Source organism: Novosphingobium sp. (assembly GCF_965228995.1).
Taxonomy (GTDB): Bacteria; Pseudomonadota; Alphaproteobacteria; order Sphingomonadales; family Sphingomonadaceae; genus Novosphingobium.
This window is the reverse complement of record NZ_OZ245852.1, coordinates 2,001,715-2,027,034: the sequence shown is the minus strand read 5'-3', so window position 1 is coordinate 2,027,034 and position 25,320 is coordinate 2,001,715. Positions and strand designations below refer to the sequence as shown.

Genomic DNA, 25,320 nt, shown 5'->3' with positions numbered 1-25,320 from the left:
CCGGCCTCAGTTCAGATGCTGCTTGAACCAGTCGACAATCCGCTCCAGCCGGTCGCGCTGGAAGCTGGGCCGTGCGATGCCGTGGTTCTGCTCCGGATAGCCGACCAGCCGCGTCGGCACGCCGGTGATCTTGAGCGCCTCATACAATTGCTGCCCGCCGATCAGCGGCACGTTGTCGTCAGCCATGCCGCCCATGAACAGTGTCGGCGTCTTGATCCGGTCGGCATGCAGCAGCGGCTCCGAAAGCCGCGTCCACAGCTCGGGCTCCTTCCACGGCGTGCCGAGCTCCTGCGTGTATTGCTGGACATACTGGTCCACGCCGAACAGCGCGAAGATGTTGCCCTCGCCCGCGCCGCTGAACGCCGCCCTCAGGCGGTTGTCGCGCACGATCAAATAATCGGTGAGGATGCCGCCATAGCTCCACCCGCCCGCGCCCAGCCGCGCCGGATCGGCAAAGCCCTGCGCCACCGCCCAATCGAGCGAGGCATGGAGATCAGCTACGTCCTTCTGGCCCCAGTCCGCCGCAATCGCCTGGGCATAGGCATCGCCCCGGCCCGAAGAGCCGCGATAGTTGGGCATCAGCACCGCGTAGCCCTGCGCCGCCAGCAAATCGGCGATCATGCTGTAGCCATCGACCGCGTGGATATCTTGCGCGTTAGGCCCGCCGTGGATCCACAATAGGGTCGGCACCTTGGCTCCGGCTGCGATGCTCGCCGGGCGCAGCATCAGGCCATGGACTTCGTTGCCGTCCTTGGCTGTCGCCGCATAGTCCTCCACCTTGCCCCAGGCGACCCGGTCCGCCACCGCCTTGTTGTGCGATGTCAACAGCTTGAGCCCGCCCTTGGCATCAAGCGCATAAAGCTCGGCCGGCTTTCCGTCGCCGCTGGCAACCACGGCGCGCGCCGCCGCGGGTACTCCCGCTGCGCACTGCGCCAGCACCGAAAGCGTGCCGTCATTCAGCCGACGCAAGGCGCCCTTGGCATCGACCACTGCGGGCACTTCATGCCGGTCTTCTGCAAGCACCACGCCGATTTGCCCAGCCCCGAGGTCCACCGGCGCGCTGACGAAGATCCCCGCCGTTGCAGGCAGGATCCGGGTTGCCCCGCTGGCCACCACGGTCTCGGCCAGATGCGGCTGGCCATACTGGTCAACCTTGCCGCCCGGCCCCACCAGATGCGTGATCTTCGTGCCATCCGCAGACCACACCAGCGCCTGCCCGGGCGCACCATTGAGCTTCGCCACGACCTTCGGTGCGGCACCCGCGCGCGCTTCGATCACAGTCAGCCACTGGGCACCAAGGCCGGCCAAATCTGCCGTATGATCAGTGATATAGGCAATGGACTTGCCATCGGGTGACCACTCGGCAGGGCCCACATCGAACGCGTCCGAAGCGGTCAGCCGCGTCTCGGTGCGCGCCGCCACATCGAACAGGGCAAGATGTGCATGCGCGTCCGCCGTGATGAAGCCGACGCCGTCCTGCTTGAACTTCACATCACCCACCACCACCGGCAGCGGCCGTTCCGGATCGTCCTTCGGCGGCTCGGGCGCGGGATCGCTGATTGCCAGCAGCAGTGTCCTGGCATCGGGAGACCAGCGGAAGCCGGCGATATCGCCCTTCACATCGGTCAGCTTGGTTGCCTCGCCGCCGCGCCGGTCGAGCAGCCAGATCTGCGCCAGCTTGTCCTTCCCGCGCTTGGAAAGGAAGGCGATCGACTTGCCATCGGGGCTGAACGAGGGCGCACTCGCGCTATCCTCGCCGCTCGTCAGTTGCAGCGGCGCACCGCCGGCCAGGTCTGCAAGCCACAGCGCGCTGCGCCGTTTGTCGGCCTTGAGATCGGCCTCGCTCACCACATAGACCGCCTGCTTGCCATCGTGCGCGCAATCGAGCCCGGATAGCGAGCGCAGCGCCAGAACATCATCGATGGTGACGGGATGACGGGCAGGAGCCGCGCTTCCCTCGGCCATTGCCGGCAGCGCGCCAGCGATTGCACAGGCCGCCAAGCCCCAGCCCAAACCCTTGCGCCACGCCGTCACTGCCATTGATATTCCCCCAAGAATCCGAATTATGTGCATGACTAACCACACCATTACGGCGCAAGCAATCGGCACCTTATTCCCATGACATTACGGGCTATCCGGCTAGGGTGGTCATCATGGCCGGACATCTCGAATTCAATACCTCGATGAGCGATGTGCTCGTCGTTCTCGGCGCGGCGGGCATCGTCATTCCCGCCTTTGCCCGCGCGCGCATCACGCCCGTGATCGGCTTCATCCTCGTCGGCGTGCTGGTCGGTCCGTTCGGCCTGGGGCGCCTCGTCGGCCAGTTTCCTTCGCTCTACTATTTCACGATCACCCGGCCCGAAGCGATTGCCCCCTTCGCCGAACTCGGCGTGATCCTCCTGCTGTTCGAGATCGGCCTCGAACTCTCGTTCGGCCGGCTGTGGAGCATGCGCGCACAAGTCTTCGGCCTTGGCGCGACAAAGCTCCTGATCTCGGCCGCACTGCTAACGCTCGTGCTGGTCGCCATGCATTACGATGTCCCCGCCGCTGCCGGGCTCGGCATTGCGCTGGCGCTGTCCTCCACAGCGCTGGTCCTGCCCATCGCCGGCACGCAAAGCCCGGTCGGCCGCCGCGCGCTGGCCATGTTGCTGCTTGAGGATATCGCGCTCGTCCCGATCATCTTCGTCCTCGGCGCGTTCGGCCCGGGCGGCGAGAGCGGCGCTGACCTCATTGCCACGCTCTGGCGCGGCGCAATCATTATTGCGGTGATGCTCACGCTTGGCCGCTTCCTCCTGCCCCGCCTCTTCGCCAGCGCCGCGCGCACCAAGAGCCCGGAACTCTTCCTCGCCTTCAGCCTCCTCGTGGTGATCGCCGCCGCACTTGCCACCGCCGGTGCAGGCCTCTCACCGATCATGGGGGCGCTACTCGCCGGTCTCCTCATTGCCGAGACCGACTACTCGCGCGAGGTCGAGGCGCTCACCGCGCCGTTCAAGGGCCTCGCGCTGGGGGTGTTCCTGATCACCGTCGGCATGAGCATCGACGTGGGCGAGATCTGGCGCCAGCTGGGCCAGATTGCACTTGGCGTCGCAGCCGTGCTCGCTGCCAAGGCGATCGTCACTGCCCTGCTGCTGCGTGTGGGTGGCGCAAGCCGGGGGGTCGCGGCCGAGGTCGGCCTGCTCCTCGCCTCCCCGTCCGAAACCACCCTGATCGTGTTGACCGCAGCCGCCGCCGCAGGGCTCATCAGCCACGAGAATGCGCAGTTCTGGCAGATCGTCACCGCGCTCGGCCTCACGCTTACGCCGCTGCTCGCGATGGTCGGTCGCCGCATCGCCAATGCGGTGGACCGCCCGGGCGAAGCACCGACCGCTGCCACCCCCGACGATGCGACCGGGCAGGCACTCGTGTTCGGCTATGGCCGCGTCGGTCGCCTCGTCGGCGCGATGCTCGCGCGGCACGACGTGCCCTGGCTTGCACTCGATGCTGATCCCGCGCTTGTCGCACAGGCCCGCAGCGCCGGTGATCCGGTGATCTACGGCAATGTCGCCAATGCGTCCCTGCTCGAAAAGCTCCACCTCGAGTCTGCGCGCGCGGTCATCGTCACCATGGACGAACCGGTCCTCGTCAGCCGCACTGTCCGCCGCATCCGCGCTGCACACCCGGATCTGCGCATCATCGTGCGCGCCCGCGATGCCGATCACGCGGCGGAACTTTACCGCGCCGGTGCCAGCGAAGCCGTGCCCGAGACGCTCGAAAGCTCGCTCCAGCTCTCCGAAGCCGTGCTTGTGGACGTCGGCATCCCGCTCGGCCCGGTCATCGCATCGATCCACGAAATGCGCGACGAACTGCGCGAGGCGATCATGCTGGGCGGCGGTCTGGAACAGAAACCCCGCCTGAAAGCAGCGGGATTGCGGGACCGTACCTGAACCGCCCGCGCGGCTGACGGTAAACCAATTGGTTGCAGGAGGACTGCCGGGGGTGCATTCTTCCTGCATATGGGGAGGTGCAGGCCGTGAGCAGCGTGGCGCAGAATGCAGGTCCGGCTACACTCCCCCGCGGCGAACTCGAAAGCCGCGACGCGCGCTTCTTTGTCTGGCTTGCTGCCGCCTGCGCGCTCATCGGCATTGGCGGGTTCGTGCCGACATATTGGCTGCAGGTGCCCGTCGGCACGTTCATCGGCACACCGCTCATGCACCTTCACGGGCTGCTGTTCACCACCTGGGTGCTGCTGCTCCTCGTCCAAAGCTGGCTGATCGAGCAGCGCCGCTATCGCAACCACCGGGCATGGGGTCTCTTCGGGGTTGCGCTGGCCAGCATGATGGTCGCAGTTGGTACGGCGCTCGCGGTGCGCGGCTTTGCCCGGGAGGTCACGGTCTATGGCGATGCCGCGCGCCGTTTCCTGATCGTGCCGCTGTTCGCGATGGCCGCGTTCCCGCTCCTCATGGGTTTCGCCATGATCCGGGTGAAGCAGAGCGACTGGCACCGGCGGCTTATCTTCGTCGCCACTGCGTCCCTGCTCGGCGCGGCGCTGGCGCGGGTGTTCTTCACGATCTTCGTCGGCTTCGGCCCCGGCATGCGCCCGGGCATGCAGCCGCCGCTGCCCGTGAATGCCACGCTGGTGCCGGTCATGCTGTCTAATCTGGTGATCGTCGCGGGCATGGTCCATGATTGGCGCACGCGCGGAAAGCCCCATCCAGCCTGGATCATCGGCCTTGCCGCGCTGGTCACCGGCGAACTTCTGCGCACACCCGTCGCATCAAGCCCGGCGTGGCTGCATTTCACGGACTGGCTGCTGACCGCTACCTGAGCGGTCCGCCGGTTCAGCCCGCGAGCACGCCCTTCACCGCCGCAATCGCATCGGCCGCTTTGCTGCCATCGGGACCGCCGCCCTGCGCCATGTCGGGCCGGCCGCCGCCGCCCTTGCCGCCGAGCGCCTCGACGCCCGCGCGCACCAGATCTACCGCGCTGACTTTGCCAACGAGATCCTCGGTCACCGCCGCGGCGATGCTCGCCTTGCCTTCGTTGACCGCGACGATCACCGCAACGCCCGAACCCATGCGGGTCTTGGCCTGATCCAGCAGCCCGCGCAATTCCTTGGGATCGAGCCCTTCCAGCACCTGCCCGGAGAACGTGACGTCGCCCACCTTCTCGTCCGCGCTTTCGGCCTTGGCCCCGCCGCCGCCTAGCGCGAGCGCCTTCTTTGCTTCGGCCAGTTCGCGCTCCAGCTTGCGCCGCTCATCGAGCAGCGCGCCGACCCGGGCTTCCACGTCATCGGGCGTCGTGCGCAGAAGGCCCGCGGCACGCTTCAGCGCTTCCTCGCGGCTCACGAGCCAGGCGCGTGCGCCCTCGCCCGTCAGCGCCTCGATGCGCCGAATGCCGGAAGATACCGCGCCTTCGCTGACGATCCTGAGCACCCCGATATCGCCCAGCGCGCGCACATGGGTGCCGCCACACAGCTCGACCGAATAAGGCGCATCGCCTGACGCGGTGCCCATGCTCAGCACGCGCACTTCGTCGCCATACTTCTCGCCGAACAGCGCCATCGCACCCGCCGCAATCGCATCTTCGGGAGTCATCAAACGCGTCGTCACCGGCGCATTCGCGCGGATCTCCGCGTTCACTTCAGCCTCGATCGCGGCGATATCGTCCGCAGTCAGCGCGGTCGGCTGCGAAAAATCGAAGCGTAGCCGGTCGGCTGAAACCATCGAGCCCTTCTGCGTCACATGCGCGCCGAGCCGGTTGCGCAGCGCCTGGTGCAGCAAGTGCGTCGCCGAATGGTTCGCACGCGTGGCATCGCGCCGCGCGACGTCGATGGCGAGTTGCACAGCATCACCCACCTTGACCGAACCGGCTTCCACAGTGCCGATATGCGCATGCAGCCGGCCGAGCGGCTTGGCCGTATCGCTCACGGCGATGCGCAGGCCCTCGACCGTGCTGATCGTGCCGGCATCGCCCATCTGCCCGCCGCTTTCGCCGTAGAATGGCGTCTGGTTGGTCAGCACGGTCACTGCTTCGCCCGCATGGGCCTCCGCCACTTCCTTGCCGTCCTTCACCAGCGCAACCACCACGCCCTCGCCGATACTGGCGGTATAGCCGGTGAACTCGGTGGCGCCCTCGCGCTCGGCAATGTCGAACCACACTTCGCTGTCGGCGGTCTGGCCCGAGCCCTTCCACGCCGCGCGCGCCGCTGCCTTCTGCTGCGCCATCGCTGCCTCGAACCCGGCGCGGTCGACGGAGATGCCCTGTGCCCGCAGAGCATCTTCGGTGAGATCATAGGGAAAACCATATGTATCGTAGAGCTTGAACGCAGTCGCACCGGGTAAGGTAATTTTTTCCTGCAATAGCAATGACGAAATCGCGGGCGAATTGGGCTTAGACTGAACGAATTGCCGGAGCCGCAAGTTCGCAACTTCCTCGTCGAGCAGCTTGAGCCCGTTCGCCAGCGTGCGGCGGAACTGCACTTCCTCGCGCAGCAGGGTCTCTTCCACCAGCGGCTGCGCGCGGCCGAGTTCGGGGAACGCCTGCCCCATTTCGGTGACGAGCGAGCCCACCAGCCGGTGCATCAGGGGCTCTTTCGCGCCCAGCAAATGCGCATGGCGCATCGCGCGGCGCATGATCCGCCGCAGCACGTAGCCGCGGCCTTCGTTCGACGGCAGGACGCCGTCAGCCAGCAGGAAGCTTGAGGAACGCAGGTGGTCCGCAATCACCCGGTGGCTCGCGCGGCTTTCGCCCTCGGCCCGGGTGCCGGTCAGGCTCTCCGAGGCCGCAATCAGCGCGCGGAACGTGTCGGTATCGTAGTTGTCATGCTGGCCCTGCAGCACAGCAGCAATGCGCTCGATGCCCATGCCCGTATCGATGCTCGGGCTCGGCAGGTTCGAACGCGTACCATCGGCCGACTGCTCGAACTGCATGAACACGAGGTTCCAGATCTCGATGAACCGGTCGCCATCCTCGTCCGCCGAGCCCGGCGGCCCGCCGAAGATATGGTCGCCATGGTCGTAGAAGATTTCCGAGCACGGTCCGCAGGGGCCGGTATCGCCCATCGACCAGAAATTGTCCGAAGTCGGGATGCGGATAATACGGTCGTCAGAAAGCCCCGCGATCTTCTTCCACAGGTCGAACGCTTCGTCATCGGTGTGGTAGACCGTGACGAGCAGTTTGTCCTTGGCCAGGCCCCACTCGCGCGTCAGCAGGGTCCAGGCATGGGTGATCGCCTGTTCCTTGAAGTAATCGCCGAACGAGAAATTGCCGAGCATCTCGAAGAACGTGTGGTGGCGCGCGGTGTAGCCCACGTTGTCGAGATCATTGTGCTTGCCGCCGGCGCGCACGCACTTCTGCGAGGAGGTGGCCCGCTTGGTCGCGCGCGTCTCGAGCCCGGTGAACACGTTCTTGAACGGGACCATGCCCGCGTTGGTGAACATGAGCGTCGGGTCGTTGAACGGCACCAGCGGCGCGGAAGGCACGATCTCGTGCCCGGCAGCGCCGAAGTAGTCGAGGAAGGACCGGCGGATTTCGTTGGTCGAAGTCATAAAAAGCCGATTAGGCGAGCGTTCGGCGCGGAACAAGCACGTTTCAGCTATCCCGGCGCGCTTGTCCCCATGTCGCGGGTCTTCACTGGTTGTCGGCGGTCGCCGTCACCAGCCAGGCAGCCGCCGGAAAGCACACCCGGCCGCCGACATGGCGGGACTGCACGAGTTCAAGCAGGCCCCGCTCGAAGGCCGCGCGCGCCTGATCGGGCAGGATGCGGATCGCAGCCGCAGCAGGACCGATCCGGCTGAAAAACGAGAGCGCATCCGCCACGGGATTGCTTCCCGATCCGGCGACATAGGCAAAATCGAGCGGCTTGAATTCGATATCGCGCCAGCCTTTAAGGCAGCGGCGCGCGTGATCGGGATCGGCAAAGGCAAAGGGCCCAGGCGGGAAATCGATCGCCGGCGCAGGTTTCCCCGGCGGCAGCAACCGCGCGATGTCCATCGCCCAAGGATTTTCCGCAGCCGGCCTGAAGCACGAAAACACGATGCGTGCGCCCGGCGCGGCCTTCGCGGACATGTGAGCGAAAGCAGCGGGCGGGTCGGTAAAGAACATCACCCCGTGGCGCGAGACATAGAGATCGGGCGCCGCGCCTTCGGCCTCCCATTCGGACGCGTCCGCCACGGTGAATGACAGATTGGCAAGCCCCGCAGCGCGATGTCGCGCCGCCTCGACCAATTCCTCGGAGATATCCACCCCGGTCACCTCGGCAGCGGGGCGCGCCGAGGCAACGGCCAGAGAAAGCTCGCCCGCGCCGCAGCCGATATCGATAACCCGCTTGCCGGGCTCGGCCGCAATGGCCTCGAGCAAGTATGGCGTGAGCGCGGCAAAGCTGCGGTCGGTCCGCTCCCACTCTGCCGCCCAGTTCTGGCCGACCCGGCCCTGCCACTCTTGCGCACCCGTCATGCCATGCAGGCTATGCGCGGGTGCTCCAAGCAGCAAGTGATATTGCGGGAAATCTGCTCAGGTTGCGAAATAGGGCCCGCCCTTCGCCCGCGCGGCCTGCCATGCTGGCCGAGCATGGATCGCAGCGACGAAGGCGGCGAGCTTGGGATAGGCCGCGCTCATGCCCTGCATCACCACGACTTCGGCGGGGAAGCTCAGCATCACGTCCGCCCCGGTCCAGTCGTCGCCGATGAAGTGGCCCGAGGGTCTGAGAATCTGCTCAAGATAGCCGAAATGCGCAGCGAGCTGCTCGTCAATGCGCGGCCGCAGCGGCGCGCCCGCTTCGCCAAGGCGCGAGACGTAGAGGTTGAGTAGGATCGGCGTCATCGCTGAGCCTTCGGCGAAGTGCATCAGTTCGCTATGCCGCAGCGCATCGTCGGTGCCCGGGGCGGGCTGCCACTTGCCATGGCCGTGGGTATCGCAAAGATACTGCACGATAGCGCCCGATTCCTCGATCACCCGGCCATCAACCTCGAGCAGCGGCGACTTGCCGAGCGGGTGCACCGCCTTGAGCTCCGCCGGCGCGAGATTGGTTTCCGCATCGCGCTGGTAGATCTTCAGTTCATAGGGAACCTCCAGCTCTTCCAGCAGCCAGAGAATGCGCTGTGAACGGCTGTTGTTGAGGTGGTGAAGAACGATCGACATCAGGTTTCCTTTCCGAGCGGAGCCGGCCGGCGCCGGTCATTATCCCTACGCTAGGTGTTTTCTCCCGGACGCGAAAGCGCTGGCTGCAATCCCCGATCCGATGCTGTGCTCCTTTCGGGGAACGCCCCTTTTGCCCCAAAGAAAAACCGGCGCGTTCCTTCCGGGGAACGCGCCGGCCTTTGGACTGGCGGCGAGGTGCGGGGGGAAAGGGGTGCCCCCGCCGCCTGAAGGATCAGATGTCGTCGTCCGCGTCCGGACCCGCCATCAGACCTTCGGCGACCTTGTCGGTCTGGCCGCGGATCGCGGCTTCCAACTTGTCGCAAAGTTCACGATTTTCGCGCAGGTAGTTCTTGGCGTTTTCACGGCCTTGCCCGATCCGGATTGAATCGTAGCTGAACCACGCGCCCGACTTCTCGACGACCCCGGCCTTGACGCCGAGATCGAGAATTTCGCCGATCTTCGAAATACCCTCGCCGTACATGATGTCGAACTCGACCTGCTTGAACGGCGGAGCGACCTTGTTCTTGACGACTTTCACGCGGGTGGCGTTGCCCACGATATCGTCACGGTCCTTGATCTGGCCGGTGCGGCGGATGTCGAGGCGGACCGAGGCATAGAACTTGAGCGCGTTGCCGCCCGTCGTCGTTTCGGGATTGCCGTACATCACGCCGATCTTCATGCGCAGCTGGTTGATGAAAATCACCATGCAGCGCGAGCGGCTGATCGAGCCGGTCAGCTTGCGCAAGCTTTGCGACATGAGGCGCGCCTGGAGGCCGACGTGGCTGTCACCCATCTCGCCCTCGATCTCGGCCCGGGGGACGAGCGCGGCGACCGAATCGACCACCAGCACGTCGATCGCGTTCGAACGCACCAGCGTATCGACGATCTCCAGCGCCTGCTCGCCGGTATCGGGCTGCGAGACGATCAGCTCATCGATGTTGACACCGAGCTTCTTGGCGTAGACCGGATCGAGCGCGTGTTCGGCATCGACGAAGGCCGCGGTGCCGCCGCCCTTCTGCGCCTCTGCAATCACGTGGAGCGCGAGCGTAGTCTTGCCCGAGCTTTCCGGCCCATAGATTTCGATCACGCGGCCGCGCGGCAACCCGCCGACGCCGAGTGCGATGTCGAGCCCGAGCGAGCCGGTCGAGATCGCCTCAACCTGCATCGTTTCCTTCGATCCCAGCCGCATGGCCGAACCCTTGCCGAAGGCCTTGTCAATCTGCGCGAGCGCTGCATCGAGCGCTTTCTGACGATCCATGTCCTTGTCTTTGCCTTCCTGGATAAGCTTCAACTGTGCCGCCATGGCTTGCTTCCCCTTGCTAGAGATGGCTGACCTGAACCGTCAACACCAGCCTTGTACCCAGTTTGTTCTGTTGGAACAAGAGGGGAACGATATTGCTCGCAAGATGGGGAGCATTTGGCCCCACATTGCGGATTTTCCTAAGGAATTTCTGCTCGAAAAATCAGTTCCGCGGGCTCCGCCGCGAAGATACTGCCTAAACGGAGCAAAAATATTCCGGGGAAGCCTGATTCGGACGGGGCTGATCCAGTCCCCGCGCCATACAGTCTGCAGAGCCCGCCTTACCCGCGATGCGCATCAGATTGACAGCGCAAAGAGCGGCACTAAGTTCTGCTGCATCGCACAACTTGCGGCGGGGGCCGCCGGCGGGGGAATTTCAATGAAGTCCTTGGTTTCCTTCGCACTTGCCGCATCCAGCCTTGTGCTTGCCGCTCCGGCCACGGCGCAGGATGCTGCCCATACCGTGCGCGTGCTGCCGATCAACGATCATCTCACCGCCTTCTATCAAGGCCGGCCGGACGAAGCTTCGGTCAAGCCCGGCCCGCGCCATTGGCCTGATCTTGGCGCGATCTTCGTCGGCGTCGCAACATATGCGATCCACGATGGTGACACCGCGCTGGTCTACGATACCTTCACCGATCCCGCTTCGGCGCAGTGGGTGCGTGATTGGCTCACCAAGGCGGGAGTGCGCCGCTTCATTCTCGCCACCAGCCACTGGCACCTCGATCACATTGGCGGCAACACCGTCTATGCCGACAGCATGCGCTTCGCGACCGAAGCGACCCGGGTGAAGCTCACCGAAAAGCGCGCCGCGATCGAGGCCGGGACCGAAGAAGGCCCACCGGCGATCCGCCCGCTGATCCTGCCCAACATCGGGATTGCGCCGGACAGCGTGGTGACCTTGATGATCGGCAGCGTGCGGGCCGAACTTCACCCCATTGCCATCCACTCTGCCGATGGCCTCGTCATCGAACTGCCGGACGACAAGCTGCTCCTTGCCGGAGATACGCTGGAGGACACCGCGACGTTCGTCGCCGAGCCGGAATCCCTCCCGCAGCAGTACCGCGATCTCGGCGCGATGCGCGGCTGGGGCTTCACGAAGATCCTGCCCAACCACGGCAATCCGGCTGTGATCGCAGCCAGTGGCTATGGCCTCGGCCTGATCGACGCGACCCGCGCCTATATCCGCGCGCTGGTGGAGCATTCGCACGACGCCGATTTCCAGAAGCAACCGCTCGCAGGTTTCGTCGCGGACGCGGTCAAGCGCGGTGACGTCAGCCTGTGGTGGCCCTACCGCGATGCGCATGCCAACAACCTCGCAGTGGTGGCCAAGGCGTGGAAGGACAAGCCCATCCCGGCGTTTGACGCCGCGCCCTGAGCCGCCGGACCGGCCGGCTCACCTGCGCTTCAGCACGTCCTCGACCGCAGTGCAGATCTGCGCCACGCTGAAGGGCTTGGCGAGGAAGTACATGCCCGGAATATCGATCTCGCGCCGCAGCTGCTCCTCGGCATAGCCTGACATGAACAGCACCGGCAGTTCCGGCCGCAGCGCGCGGATCTCGCGAACCATCGCGGGGCCGTCCATGCTCGGCATGACCACGTCCGAGACGACGAGATCGAACTCCTCGCCCGCCGAGATCGCCCGGCCCAGCGCTTCCAGCCCGTCCTCACCGTCGCTCGCGGTGGTCACCTCATAGCCCTGCCGCACCAGCGCGCGTTCGGCGACCGCGCGCACGGTATCCTCGTCCTCCACCAGCAGCACGCGCCCGCCACCGGACCATTGCTTGCGCGGTGCGGGCAGCCTCGCCGCCGTGGCCGCGGCCGCGGCTTCCGCCACATCGGCGGCATCGGGCACATGAACCGGGAAGTAGATCGAAAAGCGCGTGCCCTTGCCCACTTCGCTCTCGGCGAAGATGAAGCCGCCAGATTGCTTGACGATGCCATAGACCGTCGAAAGGCCCAGACCCGTGCCCTTGCCTTTCTCCTTGGTGGTGAAGAACGGTTCGAAAATCTTGCCGATCTGCGCCGGAGGAATGCCGTGACCGGTGTCCTCCACGATCAACGCGGTATAATCGCCGATCGGGAGGATCTCGCTCTTCATCGCGCGCACGTCGGCCGAGGTGATCCGCCTGGTCTTGAGCCGCAGCACCCCGCCGCCCTTGGTCGCCGGAATGCCGCCCGATCCGCCGTTCCCGGTCATCGCATCGCGCGCATTCACCGCAAGATTGAGGAGGACCTGCTCGAGTTGCACCGGATCCGCACGGACAAGCCCGAGGCCGCGGTCATGCGTCACCTCGAGGAGGATCTTCTCGCCCAGCAAGCGTTTGAGCAGAGTGGATATTTCTGCAACCACATCGGGCAGCTGTAGCACTTCGGGGCGCAGCGTCTGCTGGCGGGAGAAAGCGAGGAGCTGCCGCGTCAGGCTCGCCGCGCGGTTGGAATTGGCGCGGATCTGCTGAATGTCGTCGTAGTCGCTGTCGCCTGGCGTGTGGCGCATCAGCATGAGATCGCAGTAGCCGATGATCGCGGTCAGCACATTGTTGAAATCATGCGCGACCCCGCCTGCGAGTTGGCCCACCGCCTGCATCTTGGTCGCTTGCGCGATCTCGCGCTTGAGGCGGGTTTCTTCCGACGAATCCTTGAGGCTGAGGATCACCGCCCCCTCGCCCAGCCCGCGCACACCAGCGAGGCTCAGTGAAACCGGATCCTCAGGCGCAACGCGCAGCCGCACCGCAACGTCGCCCGCGCCCCCGGCGCCTTGCGCAAAGCGGCGCACGGCATCGGCGAGCGCCCCCTTGTCCTCGCGGATCACCAGGTCTGAGGGATACGGCGGCGGCCCGTTTTCGTCATGCCCGGCAGCGCGCAGGAAAGCCTTGTTGGCAAACAGGAACCGCCCATCCCGGTCCGTCATCGCAAGGCCCAGCGGCAGGCGCGCAAGAAGCGCCTCGATCTGCGGAATGCCGGTGCGGGTGTCGCCCACCCCGCCCTGGTTGTCGATGAGGAAGAACAGCGAGGCAGTTTGCCCAGGATCGGCTGCTGCCGAGCCCGAAGCCACAGCGTCGGGATCGGCAATCGGCACATGGAGCATACGCACCGAAGCGCCGCGGTTGCCCTCGCGCGCGTAGAAAATACGTTCCTGCTCGTCGGCGCTGAAATAGCCGACGAAGTCAGTGCCCGCGACGTCCGCTTCGGCCTCGCCCGTCGCGCGCGCGGCAAACAAGGTATTGGCTGCGTGGATATGCCCGTCGGGAGCGACGGCGGCGATCTGAATGCCCTCGCGCCCCAGCGCCGAACCCACTTTGCCGCGCACATGGCCGATTACGTCCTGCAACGGATCGCGGTGCACCACGGGGGCAAAGCGCCAGATCAGGAAGTCCTGCCCGCGCCCTGCCCGCTCGATCTCGAGCCGCCACTCGCGCCCGCCCGCGACAATCGGCTCGAACGCGGCCTTCCCGTCGCGCCAGGCGGTGCGCGCAGCGCCTTCCAGCGCCTCACTATCAGCGCCTGCCAGCCCCACCAGCCGCGGCGGCGCAGCGCCGATGCCGAAGCAATCGGCAAAGCGCGCATTGGCGCAGGTCAGGCGCCCGGCGCGGTCGATGATTGCGGTGGCTTCCTCCCCCCGCTCGATGGCGGCGTGGGTTACAGACCAGTCCGGCGGCGCATATTCGCTGGTCTCGGCCGCCTCGCGCGGGCGCGCAGCAAAACTCAGGGCAATCGCAAGGCAGCCCACGCCAAGCGCATAGGCCAGCGCGGTCACGATCTGACCCGATGCCAGCCAGAGCAGCAGCGCGCTCGCCAGCACGGCAAGCGCGACCATCAACCTCTCGCGCCAGCGCGACGGCCGGGGACTGTCGGTTCCGGCGGACAGGGTATCCACGCTCATGCCTCGTGCAGCGTCCCGGCCGCGCGATAGCCGGAAGCTGGCTTCCAAACGTCGCTGCGATCATCCCCGTGCGGACGCGCCATCAGCCATGATCGCGCATGATGCGCGCCTTGTCACGCTGCCAGTCGCGGTCCTTGATCGTCGCGCGCTTGTCCGCGTTGTTCTTGCCCTTGGCGAGCGCCAGTTCGACTTTCGCGCGGCCGCGGCCGTTGAAATAGACCGACAGCGGCACCAACGTCATACCCTTGCGCTCCACCGCGCCAGTGAAGCGGGCGATCTCGCGCTCCTTCAGCAGCAGCTTGCGCGGGCGCTTGGGCTCGTGGTTATAGCGGTTGCCGTGGCTGAATTCGGGAACGTTGGAATTGACCAGCCAAACCTCGCCGTCCTTAACCTCGGCATAGCTCTCCGCGATCGAACCTTCGCCAAAGCGCAGCGATTTCACTTCGGTGCCCGTCAGCGCGATCCCCGCCTCATAGACGTCCTCGATGAAATACTCGAAGCGCGCGCGGCGGTTTTCGGCGACGATCTTCTTCTTGTCGAAGGCGGGCGGGGTGGGACGGACCATGGTCATGGCCATGTAGGCCCCTCATGGCTGAAAGAAAAGGGAGACCCCGCGAATGAAAGAGGCGCCTCGGCCGATCAGCCCTTGCCAAGCGCTCGCTGCGGTGCACAAAGAGGCGCAAGGGGGAGGACACCGCGCCGCAAGCGCAATCAGGGCGTCATCTTGGCGCGACAAGGATCGAGCGGCATGGCCGGCAGACAGACCCCTCCCACCCCAGCAGCCACAGGCGAAGCCAATGTGCTTGTGCTCCAGGGCGGGGGAGCGCTCGGCGCCTATCAGGCCGGGGTGTTCGAGGCGCTGGCAGCGGCAAACCATCAACCCGCATGGGTCGCCGGCATTTCGATCGGCGCTGTCAACGCCGCGCTGATTGCCGGCAATCCGCCCGAACAGCGCCTCATGGCCCTGCGCACTTTCTGGGACCGCGCTTCCTCACGCGTGCCCTTCCCCGCGCCGTTTGCCGATGGCTGGGGCCGCCGTATCTTCAATGAGACCGCCGCCGGAATCGTGGCGCTCACCGGCATTCCCGGCTTCTTCACGCCGCGGCTCACGCCTCCGTGGCTCGCCCTGCCCGGAACGCCCGAAGCGACCAGCCTTTACGACACCGCCCCCTTGCGCGAAACCTTGCTCGAGCTTGTCGACTTCGATCTGCTCAACAACGGCCCCATACGCTTCAGCGTCGGTGCGGTGAACGTGCTCTCGGGCAACTTCACGTATTTCGACAACCGCGAACGCCTCATCGGGCCGGAACACATCATGGCAAGCGGCGCGCTCCCGCCGGGCTTTCCGGCCGTGATGATCGATGGCGAGCCCTATTGGGATGGCGGCATCGTCTCCAACACACCGTTGCAATATGTGCTCGACGAACGCGAGAGCGACACGCCGCTGCTGGTATTCCAGGTCGATCTGTTCAGCGCGCGCGGGATGATGCCGCGCTCTGTGCCCGAGGCGGTCCAGCGCGAGAAGGACATCCGCTTTTCCAGCCGCACCCGGCTCGGCACCGATATGCAAAAGCGGCTTGAGGCCATGGCCAGCGCCGCGACGCGCCTTGCCGAACGCCTGCCCGATAGCTTGAAGAACGATCCCGATCTCGTCGCCCTGCTCGGCGAGGCCAGTGATTCGCCGGTTACCGTCCTCCACCTCATCAACCGGGGCGAGGACTACGAATCGCAAGGCAAGGACTACGAATTTTCGCGCACGACCATCAACGACCACTGGTCCAGTGGCCGCCGCGATGTCGAACGCTCTTTCGCCAGCCCGCGCTGGAAGCAGCGCAACTTACCCGATTGCGGGATCGTTACCCTCGATCTCGCCTGAGCTACAAACAAGGAGCCTCCCCCCATGAACCTTGAAAACAAGATCGCCATCGTCACCGGCGCCGCCAGCGGCATCGGCCTCGCCATCGCCCACCGCTACGCCGCCGCCGGGGCAAAGGTCGCCATCGCCGACTTGAAGCTGGAGGCTGCGCAGGCCGCCGCCGATGCGATCAACGCAGAGCATGCGGGGGCCGCGATGGCCGTCGCGATGGATGTGACGAACGAGGATCAGGTGAACGCCGGCGTCGCCGCCGTGGTCGCGGCGTGGGGCACGGTCGATGTGCTCGTCTCAAACGCGGGCATCCAGATCGTGAACCCCATCGAAGCCTTCGCCTTTGCCGATTGGAAGAAGATGCTCGCCATCCACCTCGACGGCGCGTTCCTCACCAGCAAGGCGGTGATCCCGCACATGTACAAGCAAGGCTCGGGCGCGATCCTGTTCATGGGCTCGGTCCATTCGAAGGAGGCGAGCCCGCTGAAAAGCGCCTACGTCACCGCCAAGCACGGCCTCCTCGGCCTGTGCCGCACGATCGCCAAGGAGGGCGGCCCCCATGGCGTGCGCACCAACGTGATCTGCCCCGGCTTCGTGCGCACACCGCTGGTGGACAAGCAGATCCCCGAGCAGGCCAAGGAACTGGGCATCAGCGAGGACGAGGTCGTCAAGAAAGTCATGCTCGGCCAGACAGTCGACGGCGAGTTCACCACGGTGGAGGATATTGCCGAGTTGGCGCTGTTCTTCGCAGCGTTCCCCAGCAACGCGCTGACCGGTCAGTCACTGGTGGCGAGCCATGGGTGGTCGATGAGCTAAGGGACTTGGGGTAACGCGAGCCACCGCCACCCCCAAACCCGTCCATCCTGAGCTTGTCGAACGACTGTTTTTTTCCTTTGAGGCATTCGCATCACCCGCAAAAAGAAGTGCAGTGCTTCGACAAGCTCAGCATGGACGGGATTGGGGAAGCGCTTCTGGTTTCGCGCAGGATGCGCTCGGCGGCGTGGACAGACCTTCCCTCCACAAAATTGCACAGAGCGATCCGTTAGGTCACCTTACATTGACCGCGCCGCTGGGCTACGGCAATCGGGGACCCAAACCCGGCCGCTCCGGCCCCAAGCAACCCGCAGGCACCGCAGACCATGACCAACCCCACCGCAGCCGACCTCCTCCGCATTTTCGAACTCCAGCAGGCGAACCAGTGGACCATGAAGGCCTCGAGCGCCGAGGCGCGCAAGGCAAAGTTGGCAGGCCTGAAGGCCGCAGTCGAAGCTCATGCCGATGCCATTGTCGCTGCCGTGCTTGAAGACACGCGCAAGCCTGAGGGCGAGATCCGCGTGACGGAAGTGCTCAACGTCACCGCCAATATCCAGCGCAATATCGACAATCTCGATGCGTGGATGGCCCCCACCGAAGTCACCCCCTCGCTCAATCCGGCTGACCGCGCGCAGATCCGCCATGAAGCGCGCGGCGTCTGCCTGATCCTGGGTCCGTGGAACTTCCCGCTCGGCCTCGCGCTCGGGCCGCTGGCCGCCGCGGTCGCGGCGGGCAACACCGCCGTGGTCAAGCTCACCGATCTGTGCCCTGCCACCGCCAAGGTCGCTGCCAAGATCATCGCCGAAGCGTTCGATGAAAGCGAAGTTGCGCTGGTCGAAGGCGATGTCAGCGTCGCCACCGCGCTGCTCGAACTGCCGTTCAACCACATCTTCTTCACCGGCAGCACCCGCGTCGGCAAGATCGTGATGGCCGCCGCCGCCAGGCACCTCGCCAGCGTCACGCTCGAACTCGGCGGCAAGTCGCCCGTCATCCTCGATACCGGCGCGGATATCGACAAGGTTGCCGCGCAGCTCGCCAATGCCAAGCAGTTCAACGGCGGACAGGCCTGCATCAGCCCGGACTACGTTTTCGTGCGCGAGGAGCAACAGGCCCAGCTGGTCGAAGGCTTCAAGACCAATGTCGCCAAGAACCTCTATGACGAAACCGGCGCGATCAAGAAGGCCAGCATCGCCCAGATCGTCAATCAGGCGAACTTCAACCGCGTGAAGGCGCTGTTCGATGATGCCGTGGCGCAAGGCGCGACCGTCGCTGTCGGCGGCACGATGGATGAGAGCGACCTCACCATCCACCCCACGTTGCTCACCGGCGTCACCCCGCAGATGAAGATCCTGCAGGAGGAAATCTTCGCCCCCGTGCTGCCGGTGATGAACTACGATAGCCTAGATCAGGCGATCGACTACATCGCCGCGCGCGACAAGCCGCTCGCGCTCTATGTCTACTCGGTTGACGAGGCGAACATCGAGAAGGTCATCAGCCGCACGTCATCGGGCGGCATGACGATCAACGGCGTGTTCTCGCACTATCTCGAAAACCACCTGCCCTTCGGCGGCGTGAACGCCAGCGGCACCGGCAGCTATCATGGCTACTTCGGCTTCAAGGCCTTCTCGCATGAGCGGGCGATTTACCGGCATATGTGAACCGGCTCAGGGCCTCATCCCAAACACTTACAACCCCCAACCCCGCTCATGCTGAGCTTGTCGAAGCATCACGCACAACGGCCGTGCCAGCACCCTTCGACAGGCTCAGGGTGAGCGGGGTTGGGGTGGGACAATGGATTTCCGGAGTCCGGAGGCCTAAACCAGCCCCGCGTGCTTCAGTGCCGCGTCCACTTCGGCGCGCGCCTTGTCGCTGCACGGCACCAGCGGCAGGCGCAGGTCTTCGGTGATGTAGTTGTGCACGCGGCTGAGTGCATACTTGACCGGCCCCGGCGAGGCATCCTCGAACATTGCGTAGTGCAGCGGATAGAGCAGGTCGTTGATCTCGCGCGCCTTCTCGAAATCGCCCGCCGCGCAGGCCGTCTGGAAATCGGCGCAAAGGCGCGGCGCGACATTGGCTGTCACCGAAATGCACCCCACCGCGCCCGCCGCATTGGCCGGCAGCGCCAGTTCATCATCGCCCGATAGCTGGCAGAAATGCTTGCCAATGCCCATGCGGTGGTCGGTCACGCGGCTAAGATCGCCGCTCGCGTCCTTGATGCCCACGATCTTGTCCGGATAGCGGCGCGCCAGTTCACACACCGTCTCGGGCAGGATGTCGGTCACCGTACGGCCGGGCACGTTGTAGAGGATGATCGGCAGATCATTGTGCTCGGCGAGATAGCCGAAATGCGCGAGCAGCCCCGCCTGGCTCGGCCGGTTATAATAGGGCGCAACGCAGAGCGCGGCCTTGGCCCCGCTCTTGCGCGAGAAGGTCATGTGCAAGTGTGCGTTCATCGTGTCGTTGCTACCGCACCCGGCAATGACCGGCACGCGCCCCGCCGCCTGCTCTACGCAAACCTCGATAACGCGGTGGTGTTCGGCGTTCGACAGCGTGCTTGCCTCGCCCGTCGTGCCGCAGGGCACCAGCGCCGAAGAGCCGTTCTCGATCTGCCAGTCGACCAGTTGGCGAAACGCTTTCTCGTCAAACACACCGCCGCGAAAAGGTGTCACCAAAGCCGGAATGGAGCCGGAAAACATGGACTTTGCCCTTCGATTTGCGCCACAAGGCGACTTGGCGGCGCTTCTGTTCATCGCCGTAACACGCGCCTGATAGGAAGACGAAAGCCGGAATGTCCAGCATGGAGATGAGTGTGGGTGCCGGAAAGCTCTGGCGCAAGCTGCTGCTGGGCGCTGCGCTGCTGCCGATGCTTGCCGCTTCGGCTGCATGCCACGCCAGCGATGTCGATGCCGGCGCGGCTGCGTGGGATGCCGCGCGCGCCAAGCTGATCGCGCAAGGGCAAGGCCCGATGGCGCAGGCAATCAGCCGCTGGCAATTGCTCTATGGCTCCGATCGCTTCGCCTTCGGCGACTATTCGGGCTTCATCCTCAGCTATCGCGGCTTCCCGGAGGAGGAGAAGTTGCGCCGCTCCGCCGAAGCCGCGCTCGATCGCCAGGGCGCCGATGCCAGCAGCGTGGTCGCTTTCTTTGATCGCGTTCCGCCGCTTACCAATCCGGCGCGCGCACAATATGCCCTCGCGCTGAAAGCCCTCGGCCGCCCGGAGGCCGATGCCATGGCGCGCGCCGCGTGGCGCGGTGGTTCCATGAGCGAAGCGGTGGAAGCAGCCATCCTCGCCGGCTGGGGCAGCACTTTCACACCCGACGACGAGGACGCGCGGATGGACGCGCTGCTCTGGGCCGGGAACCCCTCCCCCGCCGCGCGCCAGACCGCGCGGGTCAGCCCTGCCCGGCGCGGGCTGTTCGCGGCGCGCCTCGCCACGCTGATCGGGCTCGATCCCTACGCCGCCGCTGATGGCCTTAGCGCAGACGTGCTCAACGCCGATCCCGGCTTCATCTATTCCCGCGCGCGCCAACTGCGCCGTCAGGGCAATGGCGCCGCCGCACAGGCGCTGATCGCGAACCGCCCGCTTCTCGCGCGCCCTCCGCTCAACCGTGACAAATGGGTCGATGAACTCCTCGCCAACGCGCGCGGTGCCGCCGTTGCCGGGGATGCCCGCACCGCTTACCGGATCGCAGCCGGGATCGACGATGCCTTCGCGCGCGGCGAGGACATCAGCCAGATGCCCTACGATCTGCGCGACGATTACACCTCGCTGATGTGGCTGGGCGGCCAGCAGGCACTGCGCCAGCTCGGCAGCGGCACCGATGCCGCGCCACTGTTCTCGCGCTATGGCTCCGCCGCGCGCACGCCCGGCACACGTTCCAAGGGCTTCTACTGGGCGGGCCTCGCCGCCACGCAGGGCGGGCAGGCGGCGGAGGCGCAGCGCTACTTCGAAATGGCCGCCGCCTATGCCGACCAGTTCTATGGGCTCCTCGCGCTCGAACGGCTCGGCCGCCCCGTCCCGCGCTTCGCGGCCGATGCCGATGTCCAGCCCACGCCTGAAGAGCGCGCCCGCTTCAATGCCTCGCTGCTCACCCAGGCCGTGCGCGAATGCGCGCGCGATGCAGACTGGCGCACCACCATCCGCTTCTTCCGCGAAATCAGCGATCAGCAGCAAACCAAGGGCCAGCACGTGCTTGTCGCGCAGCTTGCGCGCGAACTGGGCCGCCGCGATCTCGGCGTCATCGTCGGGCAGGCCGCCGCCGCGCGTGGCTACCTCGATTTCCAGCACATCGCTTTCCCGGTGATCCCCGTGCCGCCGGGCTATGAGCACGCGTGGACGATGATCCACGCCATCGCCCGGCAGGAAAGCCAATTCTCGCAGAATGCCGTAAGCCATGCCGGCGCGCGCGGCCTCATGCAGCTGATGCCGGCCACCGCGGGCGAGCAGGCCGGCAAGCTGGGCCTTGCCTACTCGAACAGCGCACTGATCGACGATGCGGGCTTCAACCTGCAAGTCGGCGGTGCCTATTTCCAGCGCCTGCTCGATTACTTCAACGGCAGCTACCCGCTCGCCGTCGCGGCCTATAACGCCGGCGCGGGCAACGTGAACAAGTGGCTACGCGCCAACGGCGATCCGCGCGCCGGGGGGATCGGCTGGATCGACTGGATCGAACGCATCCCGATTCAGGAAACCCGCAACTACGTTCAGCGCGTGATGGAAAACGCCGTCGTCTACGAAGCGATGAACCCGGACAAGGCCAGCTACAACGGCCCCAATCCGCTCAGCCACTTCCTCGGCAAACCCACGCCGGGCTGACACCCCCCTCCCGCTCATCCCGAGCTTGTCGCAGGAGGGAGGGGTCGGGGGTGGGCTTGGCCCGAAGCTAGACGCTCATTCCGGAAGCATGTCCTGCAGACGCGCGAGCAGCTTCTGGATGTTCAGCGCGGCCAGCTTGAACGTCTCCACGTCTTCCTTGTTGTTGTCTGCGCGGGCTTCCTCGGTCGCCTCGGCGTATCCTTCAAGGTCTGCCTCGAGGGCATCCACGAGGATTTCGAGTTCGTCTTCGGTCAGCGTCAGCGCAATGGTCTTGGCCATGATATCCTCGTGTAAAGCGGTTTGCGCCGCACTAGGCGCACCCCTGCGCGGGGGCAACCTTCCATGCGCGCCCATCCCCGGCTAGGCTGCATATGATGCAACCTGATGGCAACCCGATCACTCCTGCCGGCATGGCCGCGCTGCGCGCCCGCTACGATCACCTGCTCGGCACCGAACGCCCCGCGATCGTCGAAGTCGTCAGCTGGGCCGCAGGCAACGGGGATCGCTCGGAAAACGGCGATTACCTCTATGGCCGCAAGCGCATGCGCGAGATCGACCGGGAGCTCAATTTCCTCAGCCGTCGGATGAAGGCAGCCCGGGTGATCGACCCTGCCAGCCAGCCGGACCAGACCCGCGTCCTCTTCGGCGCCACCGTCGAAATCGCCGACGAGGACGACGCGCGCCTGACCCTCACGCTCGTGGGTGACGACGAGCAGGACGCCACCGCCCGCCGTATCGGCTGGAGCGCCCCCATCGCCCGCGCCCTGCGCGGCGCGCGGGTGGGCGACTTGCGCAAGGTCAATCTCCCCGGCGGCGAGAAGGAATGGGAAGTGATCGCGATCACGTACCCCGAGGGTTAAGGCCCGCCTTGGGCGGGTCGGAGGGGTAACCCTTACCGAAACGGCGCGTTCAGCTTCACAATCGCCCAATTCAGCCACGCCGCAAAGCTCACCCACGCCAGATACGGCAAGATCAGCTTCGCCGCGAACGGTGAGATCGGCCAGAGCCCGACGACCAGTGCCACCAGCGAGGCCCACAGGAACACGACCTCGATCAGCGCCCAGTCCGGCCGCCGCAGCTTGAAGAACAGCGGGCTCCACAGCAGGTGAAACAGCGCATTGGTCGCAAACAGGATCACCACGCTCATGCGCGCCGCATCATCGGCCGCCGCAGTCCATGCCGTCGCTGCAGACCACGCCGCGAGGCCGAGGATCACCGTCCACGCCGGGCCGAACAACCAGTTCGGCGGCTGCAGGCGCGGCTTCCTCAGGTTTGCATACCAGGGCCCGATCGGCGTCATCAGACCACCCACCACGCCAAGGGCAATCGCGCCGCCGGCGGCAACGAGGACAGGTGTCGATATCACGGAAGCGCGCCGATCATGCGGGAGGAAAGCAAGCCCCACAGTGGCAGGTTTGCCGCCCGCGGGACAGTATTTTCAGCCGCCCGGATCAGGAAACTTCGGTAAACACATAGACATGCTGCCCGTCGCGCACTGTCAGCGTGCGCTTTCCATCCGCCACCCCGATCAGCAGTTCGTTGTCGCCGATCCAGCCCGGATCGATCGAAACGAGCGAGACCGTGCCGTCATCGTTGCGCCGTGTCGTCATCAGCGTGTTCCATGCCGAGGTGAAGCCGCGCACCTGCGCGCCTTCCTTCACCAGCCGCAAGGTGCCAAGCTCGGGGCTGACGTAGCGCGCTGCCAGCGCACCGATCACCTTGTCGTCCGCCGGCATCTGGATACGTGAGCGGAACTCGGCCAACTCCGCCGCAAGACGCTTTACCACCGCATCGGCATCGCCCTGCGCCTCGGGCTTGCCATCGTAGAGCACCTCGAGCAGCCGCCGCTGGAACACGCGGCGCAGATAGGGGCCGTTCTCCCCGTTGGTGAGGATCACTGCCGCCACGCCCGCCGAGGGGATGGCAAACATCTCGCTGTGATAACCCATGAGATCGCCGCCATGATGGATCACCGAAACGCCGGTGCTGGCATCTTCCATCAGGCCCATGCCGTACCACTGGTCCTCGGCAATCGGCACACCGCGCGCGCGCCGCGCCAGCAGCGCCTCCGCCGAAACCAGCCGCTTGCCGCCCGGCAGAACCCCTTCGTTGAGCTCGTTGGCGATATAACGGATCATGTCGTGCGGCGATGACCATGCCCCGCCCGCAGGCCGGAATGGATAAAACGTGCGGTTGAGGTCCTGCGCTTCCACCGCCGGCTTGCCGTCCAGCCCGTCGCCATGCGGCGAGGCATGGTCGGCGGCGAGCGCTTCATCCACGCTCATGGTCGAATCAGCCATGCCCAGTGGCTGCCAGATCTTCTCCTTCACCGCGCGGTCGAACGCGGCGCCGAGTTCCATGTCCGGGTAATAGATGTGCCCGGCGATGTAGCCCGCCGCCGAAGCCATCAGGTTGTTGTACTGGAACGCTTCGCCGAATTTGCTGGTCGGCTCCGTCCCCGCCAGCAGTTTGAACGTGTCCGAAGCCGGTGTCTGGGCTGTGGTGGTGAACAGCAGCTCCATGTCCTTGCGCGGCAGCCCGGTGCATGCGCAAACCAGATGGCGGATCTGCACCGATTTCGTCGTCGCATCGCTGCCGAGGCGGAAGGAGGGATAGACTTCGGTGACGGGCTGATCCCAGCGCAGTCGGCCCTCGCTCACCAGTTCGGCCAGCAGCAAGGTGGCCATGCTCTTGGTGTTGGAAGCGATCATGAAGCGGGTATGCGCGTCGACCGGATCGGGCTTGCCAAGCTCCTTCACGCCGACCCCGCCTTCGTAGACGACCTGCCCGCCCGAATAGAACGCCAGCCCCACGCCGGGAATGTGCATCGCATCGGCATTGTGCTTTACGAAATCGAGCAGCACCTGCACCCGCGCCGGATCAAGCAGGTTCGCTGTTTTCCCGGCGAAGCTCTCGCGCGTGTAGCCCGCCGGGCGCAGGCTCGTCAGAATCTGGCCGATTGCACCGCCCCGCTTTTCGGCGGTCGCTTCGCTGCCATCCATGATGAGCACGGTCCAGCCGGTGCCCTTGCGCCGTGAGACGCCCATCTGCACCAGATGCTCGGCCGGTGATGTTTCGTAGTTGATGACAGCCGCTTCTTCCCAGCCATTGCGCGGCGGGCGCGCGGTGAGCAGCTTGAAGGGATGCGCCCGCTTCGGCGCATAGACCGCCCACGCCGCAGCAGCCGCCGCCTTGGCATCTGCCGCCGCACCGACATCGACGATAGCGATGTGCAAGTCGGGCTCGGGCGGGCTCAGCGTCAGCACATTGCCGGAAGCGCTGGCCTGCCAGCCCGCAGGCAGCAGCACCGTGCTGCCACCCGGCGCGGTCGTGGTGGTATCGGCAGCCGCCGCTGCTGCTGCGGCCGGCGGCGTATCCGCCAGCGCGGGCGGCACCAGTGCCACCGCCGAAAGCCCCGCCAACGCTCCAACCAGCCACGCCTTGCGCATCATCGTCTCCCGCTTGATACCGGCGAGATTGCACGCCAACCACCCCGCTGCCAAGGCCCATTCCAACCGATCCGG

At 65.7% G+C, this 25,320-nt stretch carries 19 protein-coding genes; 8 read left to right on the top strand and 11 right to left on the bottom strand.

Translation table 11 applies throughout. The annotated features are described in order from the left end of the window. Positions 1-6: 6 nt before the first annotated feature. Entirely contained in the window at positions 7-2,040 is a 2,034-nt protein-coding gene (locus ACO056_RS09520; protein WP_421855163.1) for a S9 family peptidase, read from the bottom strand. 113 nt (positions 2,041-2,153) lie between these two features. On the opposite strand from ACO056_RS09520, the gene ACO056_RS09515 reads away from it, so the two are divergent. After that, positions 2,154-3,923, top strand: coding sequence for a cation:proton antiporter (locus tag ACO056_RS09515; protein ID WP_421855160.1), 1,770 nt, complete (start codon positions 2,154-2,156; stop codon positions 3,921-3,923). An 86-nt stretch (positions 3,924-4,009) separates the two neighbouring features. Further along, positions 4,010-4,804, top strand: a complete 795-nt coding sequence (locus tag ACO056_RS09510; RefSeq protein WP_421855157.1) for a hypothetical protein — start codon at positions 4,010-4,012, stop codon at positions 4,802-4,804. Between the two features lie 13 nt (positions 4,805-4,817). On the opposite strand, the gene alaS is transcribed toward ACO056_RS09510, so the two are convergent. The 4 genes from alaS to recA form a co-directional block, all read right to left on the bottom strand. Next, positions 4,818-7,526 (bottom strand): alanine--tRNA ligase, encoded by a 2,709-nt coding sequence (alaS, locus tag ACO056_RS09505; protein WP_421855154.1) that lies wholly within the window; start codon positions 7,524-7,526, stop codon positions 4,818-4,820. Positions 7,527-7,608: 82 nt separating this feature from the next. Further along, the gene (locus ACO056_RS09500; RefSeq protein ID WP_421855151.1) at positions 7,609-8,433 is read right to left on the bottom strand and encodes a class I SAM-dependent methyltransferase; all 825 of its coding nucleotides are present in this window, start codon (positions 8,431-8,433) and stop codon (positions 7,609-7,611) included. A 57-nt stretch (positions 8,434-8,490) separates the two neighbouring features. Then, a complete protein-coding gene (locus tag ACO056_RS09495) occupies positions 8,491-9,117 on the bottom strand; it encodes a glutathione S-transferase family protein (protein ID WP_421855148.1) in 627 nt (208 codons plus the stop codon). Between the two features lie 232 nt (positions 9,118-9,349). Next, positions 9,350-10,420: a recombinase RecA gene (gene recA / locus ACO056_RS09490; protein WP_421855145.1), complete on the bottom strand. Its 1,071-nt coding sequence runs from the start codon at positions 10,418-10,420 to the stop codon at positions 9,350-9,352. Between the two features lie 376 nt (positions 10,421-10,796). Here recA and ACO056_RS09485 point away from each other — a divergent pair, with 376 nt between their 5' ends. Beyond that, complete coding sequence (locus tag ACO056_RS09485; protein ID WP_421855142.1) at positions 10,797-11,795, top strand: MBL fold metallo-hydrolase; 999 nt, start codon at positions 10,797-10,799, stop codon at positions 11,793-11,795. Positions 11,796-11,813: 18 nt separating this feature from the next. Here the strand turns inward: ACO056_RS09485 and ACO056_RS09480 are convergent, their stop codons facing one another. Both ACO056_RS09480 and smpB read right to left on the bottom strand, forming a co-directional pair. Further along, positions 11,814-14,300: an ATP-binding protein gene (locus tag ACO056_RS09480; RefSeq protein ID WP_421855139.1), complete on the bottom strand. Its 2,487-nt coding sequence runs from the start codon at positions 14,298-14,300 to the stop codon at positions 11,814-11,816. 82 nt (positions 14,301-14,382) lie between these two features. Continuing rightward, a complete protein-coding gene (gene smpB, locus ACO056_RS09475; protein WP_421855442.1) occupies positions 14,383-14,865 on the bottom strand; it encodes an SsrA-binding protein SmpB in 483 nt (160 codons plus the stop codon). 183 nt (positions 14,866-15,048) lie between these two features. Between smpB and ACO056_RS09470 the strand changes: the two genes are divergently transcribed. The 3 genes from ACO056_RS09470 (at position 15,049) to ACO056_RS09460 (ending at position 18,638) form a co-directional block, all read left to right on the top strand. Beyond that, positions 15,049-16,176 (top strand): patatin-like phospholipase family protein, encoded by a 1,128-nt coding sequence (locus ACO056_RS09470; RefSeq protein ID WP_421855137.1) that lies wholly within the window; start codon positions 15,049-15,051, stop codon positions 16,174-16,176. A gap of 24 nt (positions 16,177-16,200) precedes the next feature. Continuing rightward, entirely contained in the window at positions 16,201-16,983 is a 783-nt protein-coding gene (locus ACO056_RS09465) for a 3-hydroxybutyrate dehydrogenase (protein WP_421855132.1), read from the top strand. Between the two features lie 266 nt (positions 16,984-17,249). Then, the gene (locus ACO056_RS09460; RefSeq protein ID WP_421855439.1) at positions 17,250-18,638 is read left to right on the top strand and encodes an aldehyde dehydrogenase family protein; all 1,389 of its coding nucleotides are present in this window, start codon (positions 17,250-17,252) and stop codon (positions 18,636-18,638) included. A 156-nt stretch (positions 18,639-18,794) separates the two neighbouring features. Here the strand turns inward: ACO056_RS09460 and dapA are convergent, their stop codons facing one another. Beyond that, positions 18,795-19,676, bottom strand: a complete 882-nt coding sequence (dapA, locus tag ACO056_RS09455) for a 4-hydroxy-tetrahydrodipicolinate synthase (protein ID WP_421855128.1) — start codon at positions 19,674-19,676, stop codon at positions 18,795-18,797. A 101-nt stretch (positions 19,677-19,777) separates the two neighbouring features. On the opposite strand from dapA, the gene ACO056_RS09450 reads away from it, so the two are divergent. Next, positions 19,778-21,796: a lytic transglycosylase domain-containing protein gene (locus ACO056_RS09450; protein WP_421855125.1), complete on the top strand. Its 2,019-nt coding sequence runs from the start codon at positions 19,778-19,780 to the stop codon at positions 21,794-21,796. A gap of 75 nt (positions 21,797-21,871) precedes the next feature. On the opposite strand, the gene ACO056_RS09445 is transcribed toward ACO056_RS09450, so the two are convergent. After that, positions 21,872-22,075, bottom strand: coding sequence for a hypothetical protein (locus ACO056_RS09445; RefSeq protein ID WP_421855123.1), 204 nt, complete (start codon positions 22,073-22,075; stop codon positions 21,872-21,874). Between the two features lie 95 nt (positions 22,076-22,170). Between ACO056_RS09445 and ACO056_RS09440 the strand changes: the two genes are divergently transcribed. Beyond that, the gene (locus ACO056_RS09440; RefSeq protein WP_421855436.1) at positions 22,171-22,656 is read left to right on the top strand and encodes a GreA/GreB family elongation factor; all 486 of its coding nucleotides are present in this window, start codon (positions 22,171-22,173) and stop codon (positions 22,654-22,656) included. A gap of 32 nt (positions 22,657-22,688) precedes the next feature. Here ACO056_RS09440 and ACO056_RS09435 read toward each other — a convergent pair whose 3' ends face one another. Further along, positions 22,689-23,096, bottom strand: a complete 408-nt coding sequence (locus tag ACO056_RS09435) for a TspO/MBR family protein (RefSeq protein WP_421855433.1) — start codon at positions 23,094-23,096, stop codon at positions 22,689-22,691. A 151-nt stretch (positions 23,097-23,247) separates the two neighbouring features. Continuing rightward, entirely contained in the window at positions 23,248-25,248 is a 2,001-nt protein-coding gene (locus ACO056_RS09430; protein ID WP_421855119.1) for a serine hydrolase domain-containing protein, read from the bottom strand. Positions 25,249-25,320 lie beyond the last annotated feature (72 nt).

Excerpts from the sequence above, each read along its gene's own strand:
- ACO056_RS09515 (WP_421855160.1), top strand. The coding sequence starts at position 2,154 with ATGGCCGGACATCTCGAATTCAATACCTCGATGAGCGATGTGCTCGTC.
- smpB (WP_421855442.1), bottom strand. The coding sequence starts at position 14,865 with ATGGTCCGTCCCACCCCGCCCGCCTTCGACAAGAAGAAGATCGTCGCC.
- ACO056_RS09485 (WP_421855142.1), top strand. The coding sequence starts at position 10,797 with ATGAAGTCCTTGGTTTCCTTCGCACTTGCCGCATCCAGCCTTGTGCTT.
- ACO056_RS09450 (WP_421855125.1), top strand. The coding sequence starts at position 19,778 with ATGGAGATGAGTGTGGGTGCCGGAAAGCTCTGGCGCAAGCTGCTGCTG.
- alaS (WP_421855154.1), bottom strand. The coding sequence starts at position 7,526 with ATGACTTCGACCAACGAAATCCGCCGGTCCTTCCTCGACTACTTCGGC.
- ACO056_RS09520 (WP_421855163.1), bottom strand. The coding sequence starts at position 2,040 with ATGGCAGTGACGGCGTGGCGCAAGGGTTTGGGCTGGGGCTTGGCGGCC.
- ACO056_RS09445 (WP_421855123.1), bottom strand. The coding sequence starts at position 22,075 with ATGGCCAAGACCATTGCGCTGACGCTGACCGAAGACGAACTCGAAATC.
- ACO056_RS09480 (WP_421855139.1), bottom strand. The coding sequence starts at position 14,300 with ATGAGCGTGGATACCCTGTCCGCCGGAACCGACAGTCCCCGGCCGTCG.
- ACO056_RS09470 (WP_421855137.1), top strand. The coding sequence starts at position 15,049 with ATGGCCGGCAGACAGACCCCTCCCACCCCAGCAGCCACAGGCGAAGCC.
- recA (WP_421855145.1), bottom strand. The coding sequence starts at position 10,420 with ATGGCGGCACAGTTGAAGCTTATCCAGGAAGGCAAAGACAAGGACATG.
- ACO056_RS09500 (WP_421855151.1), bottom strand. The coding sequence starts at position 8,433 with ATGACGGGTGCGCAAGAGTGGCAGGGCCGGGTCGGCCAGAACTGGGCG.
- ACO056_RS09495 (WP_421855148.1), bottom strand. The coding sequence starts at position 9,117 with ATGTCGATCGTTCTTCACCACCTCAACAACAGCCGTTCACAGCGCATT.
- ACO056_RS09465 (WP_421855132.1), top strand. The coding sequence starts at position 16,201 with ATGAACCTTGAAAACAAGATCGCCATCGTCACCGGCGCCGCCAGCGGC.
- ACO056_RS09435 (WP_421855433.1), bottom strand. The coding sequence starts at position 23,096 with ATGACGCCGATCGGGCCCTGGTATGCAAACCTGAGGAAGCCGCGCCTG.
- ACO056_RS09440 (WP_421855436.1), top strand. The coding sequence starts at position 22,171 with ATGCAACCTGATGGCAACCCGATCACTCCTGCCGGCATGGCCGCGCTG.
- dapA (WP_421855128.1), bottom strand. The coding sequence starts at position 19,676 with ATGTTTTCCGGCTCCATTCCGGCTTTGGTGACACCTTTTCGCGGCGGT.
- ACO056_RS09430 (WP_421855119.1), bottom strand. The coding sequence starts at position 25,248 with ATGATGCGCAAGGCGTGGCTGGTTGGAGCGTTGGCGGGGCTTTCGGCG.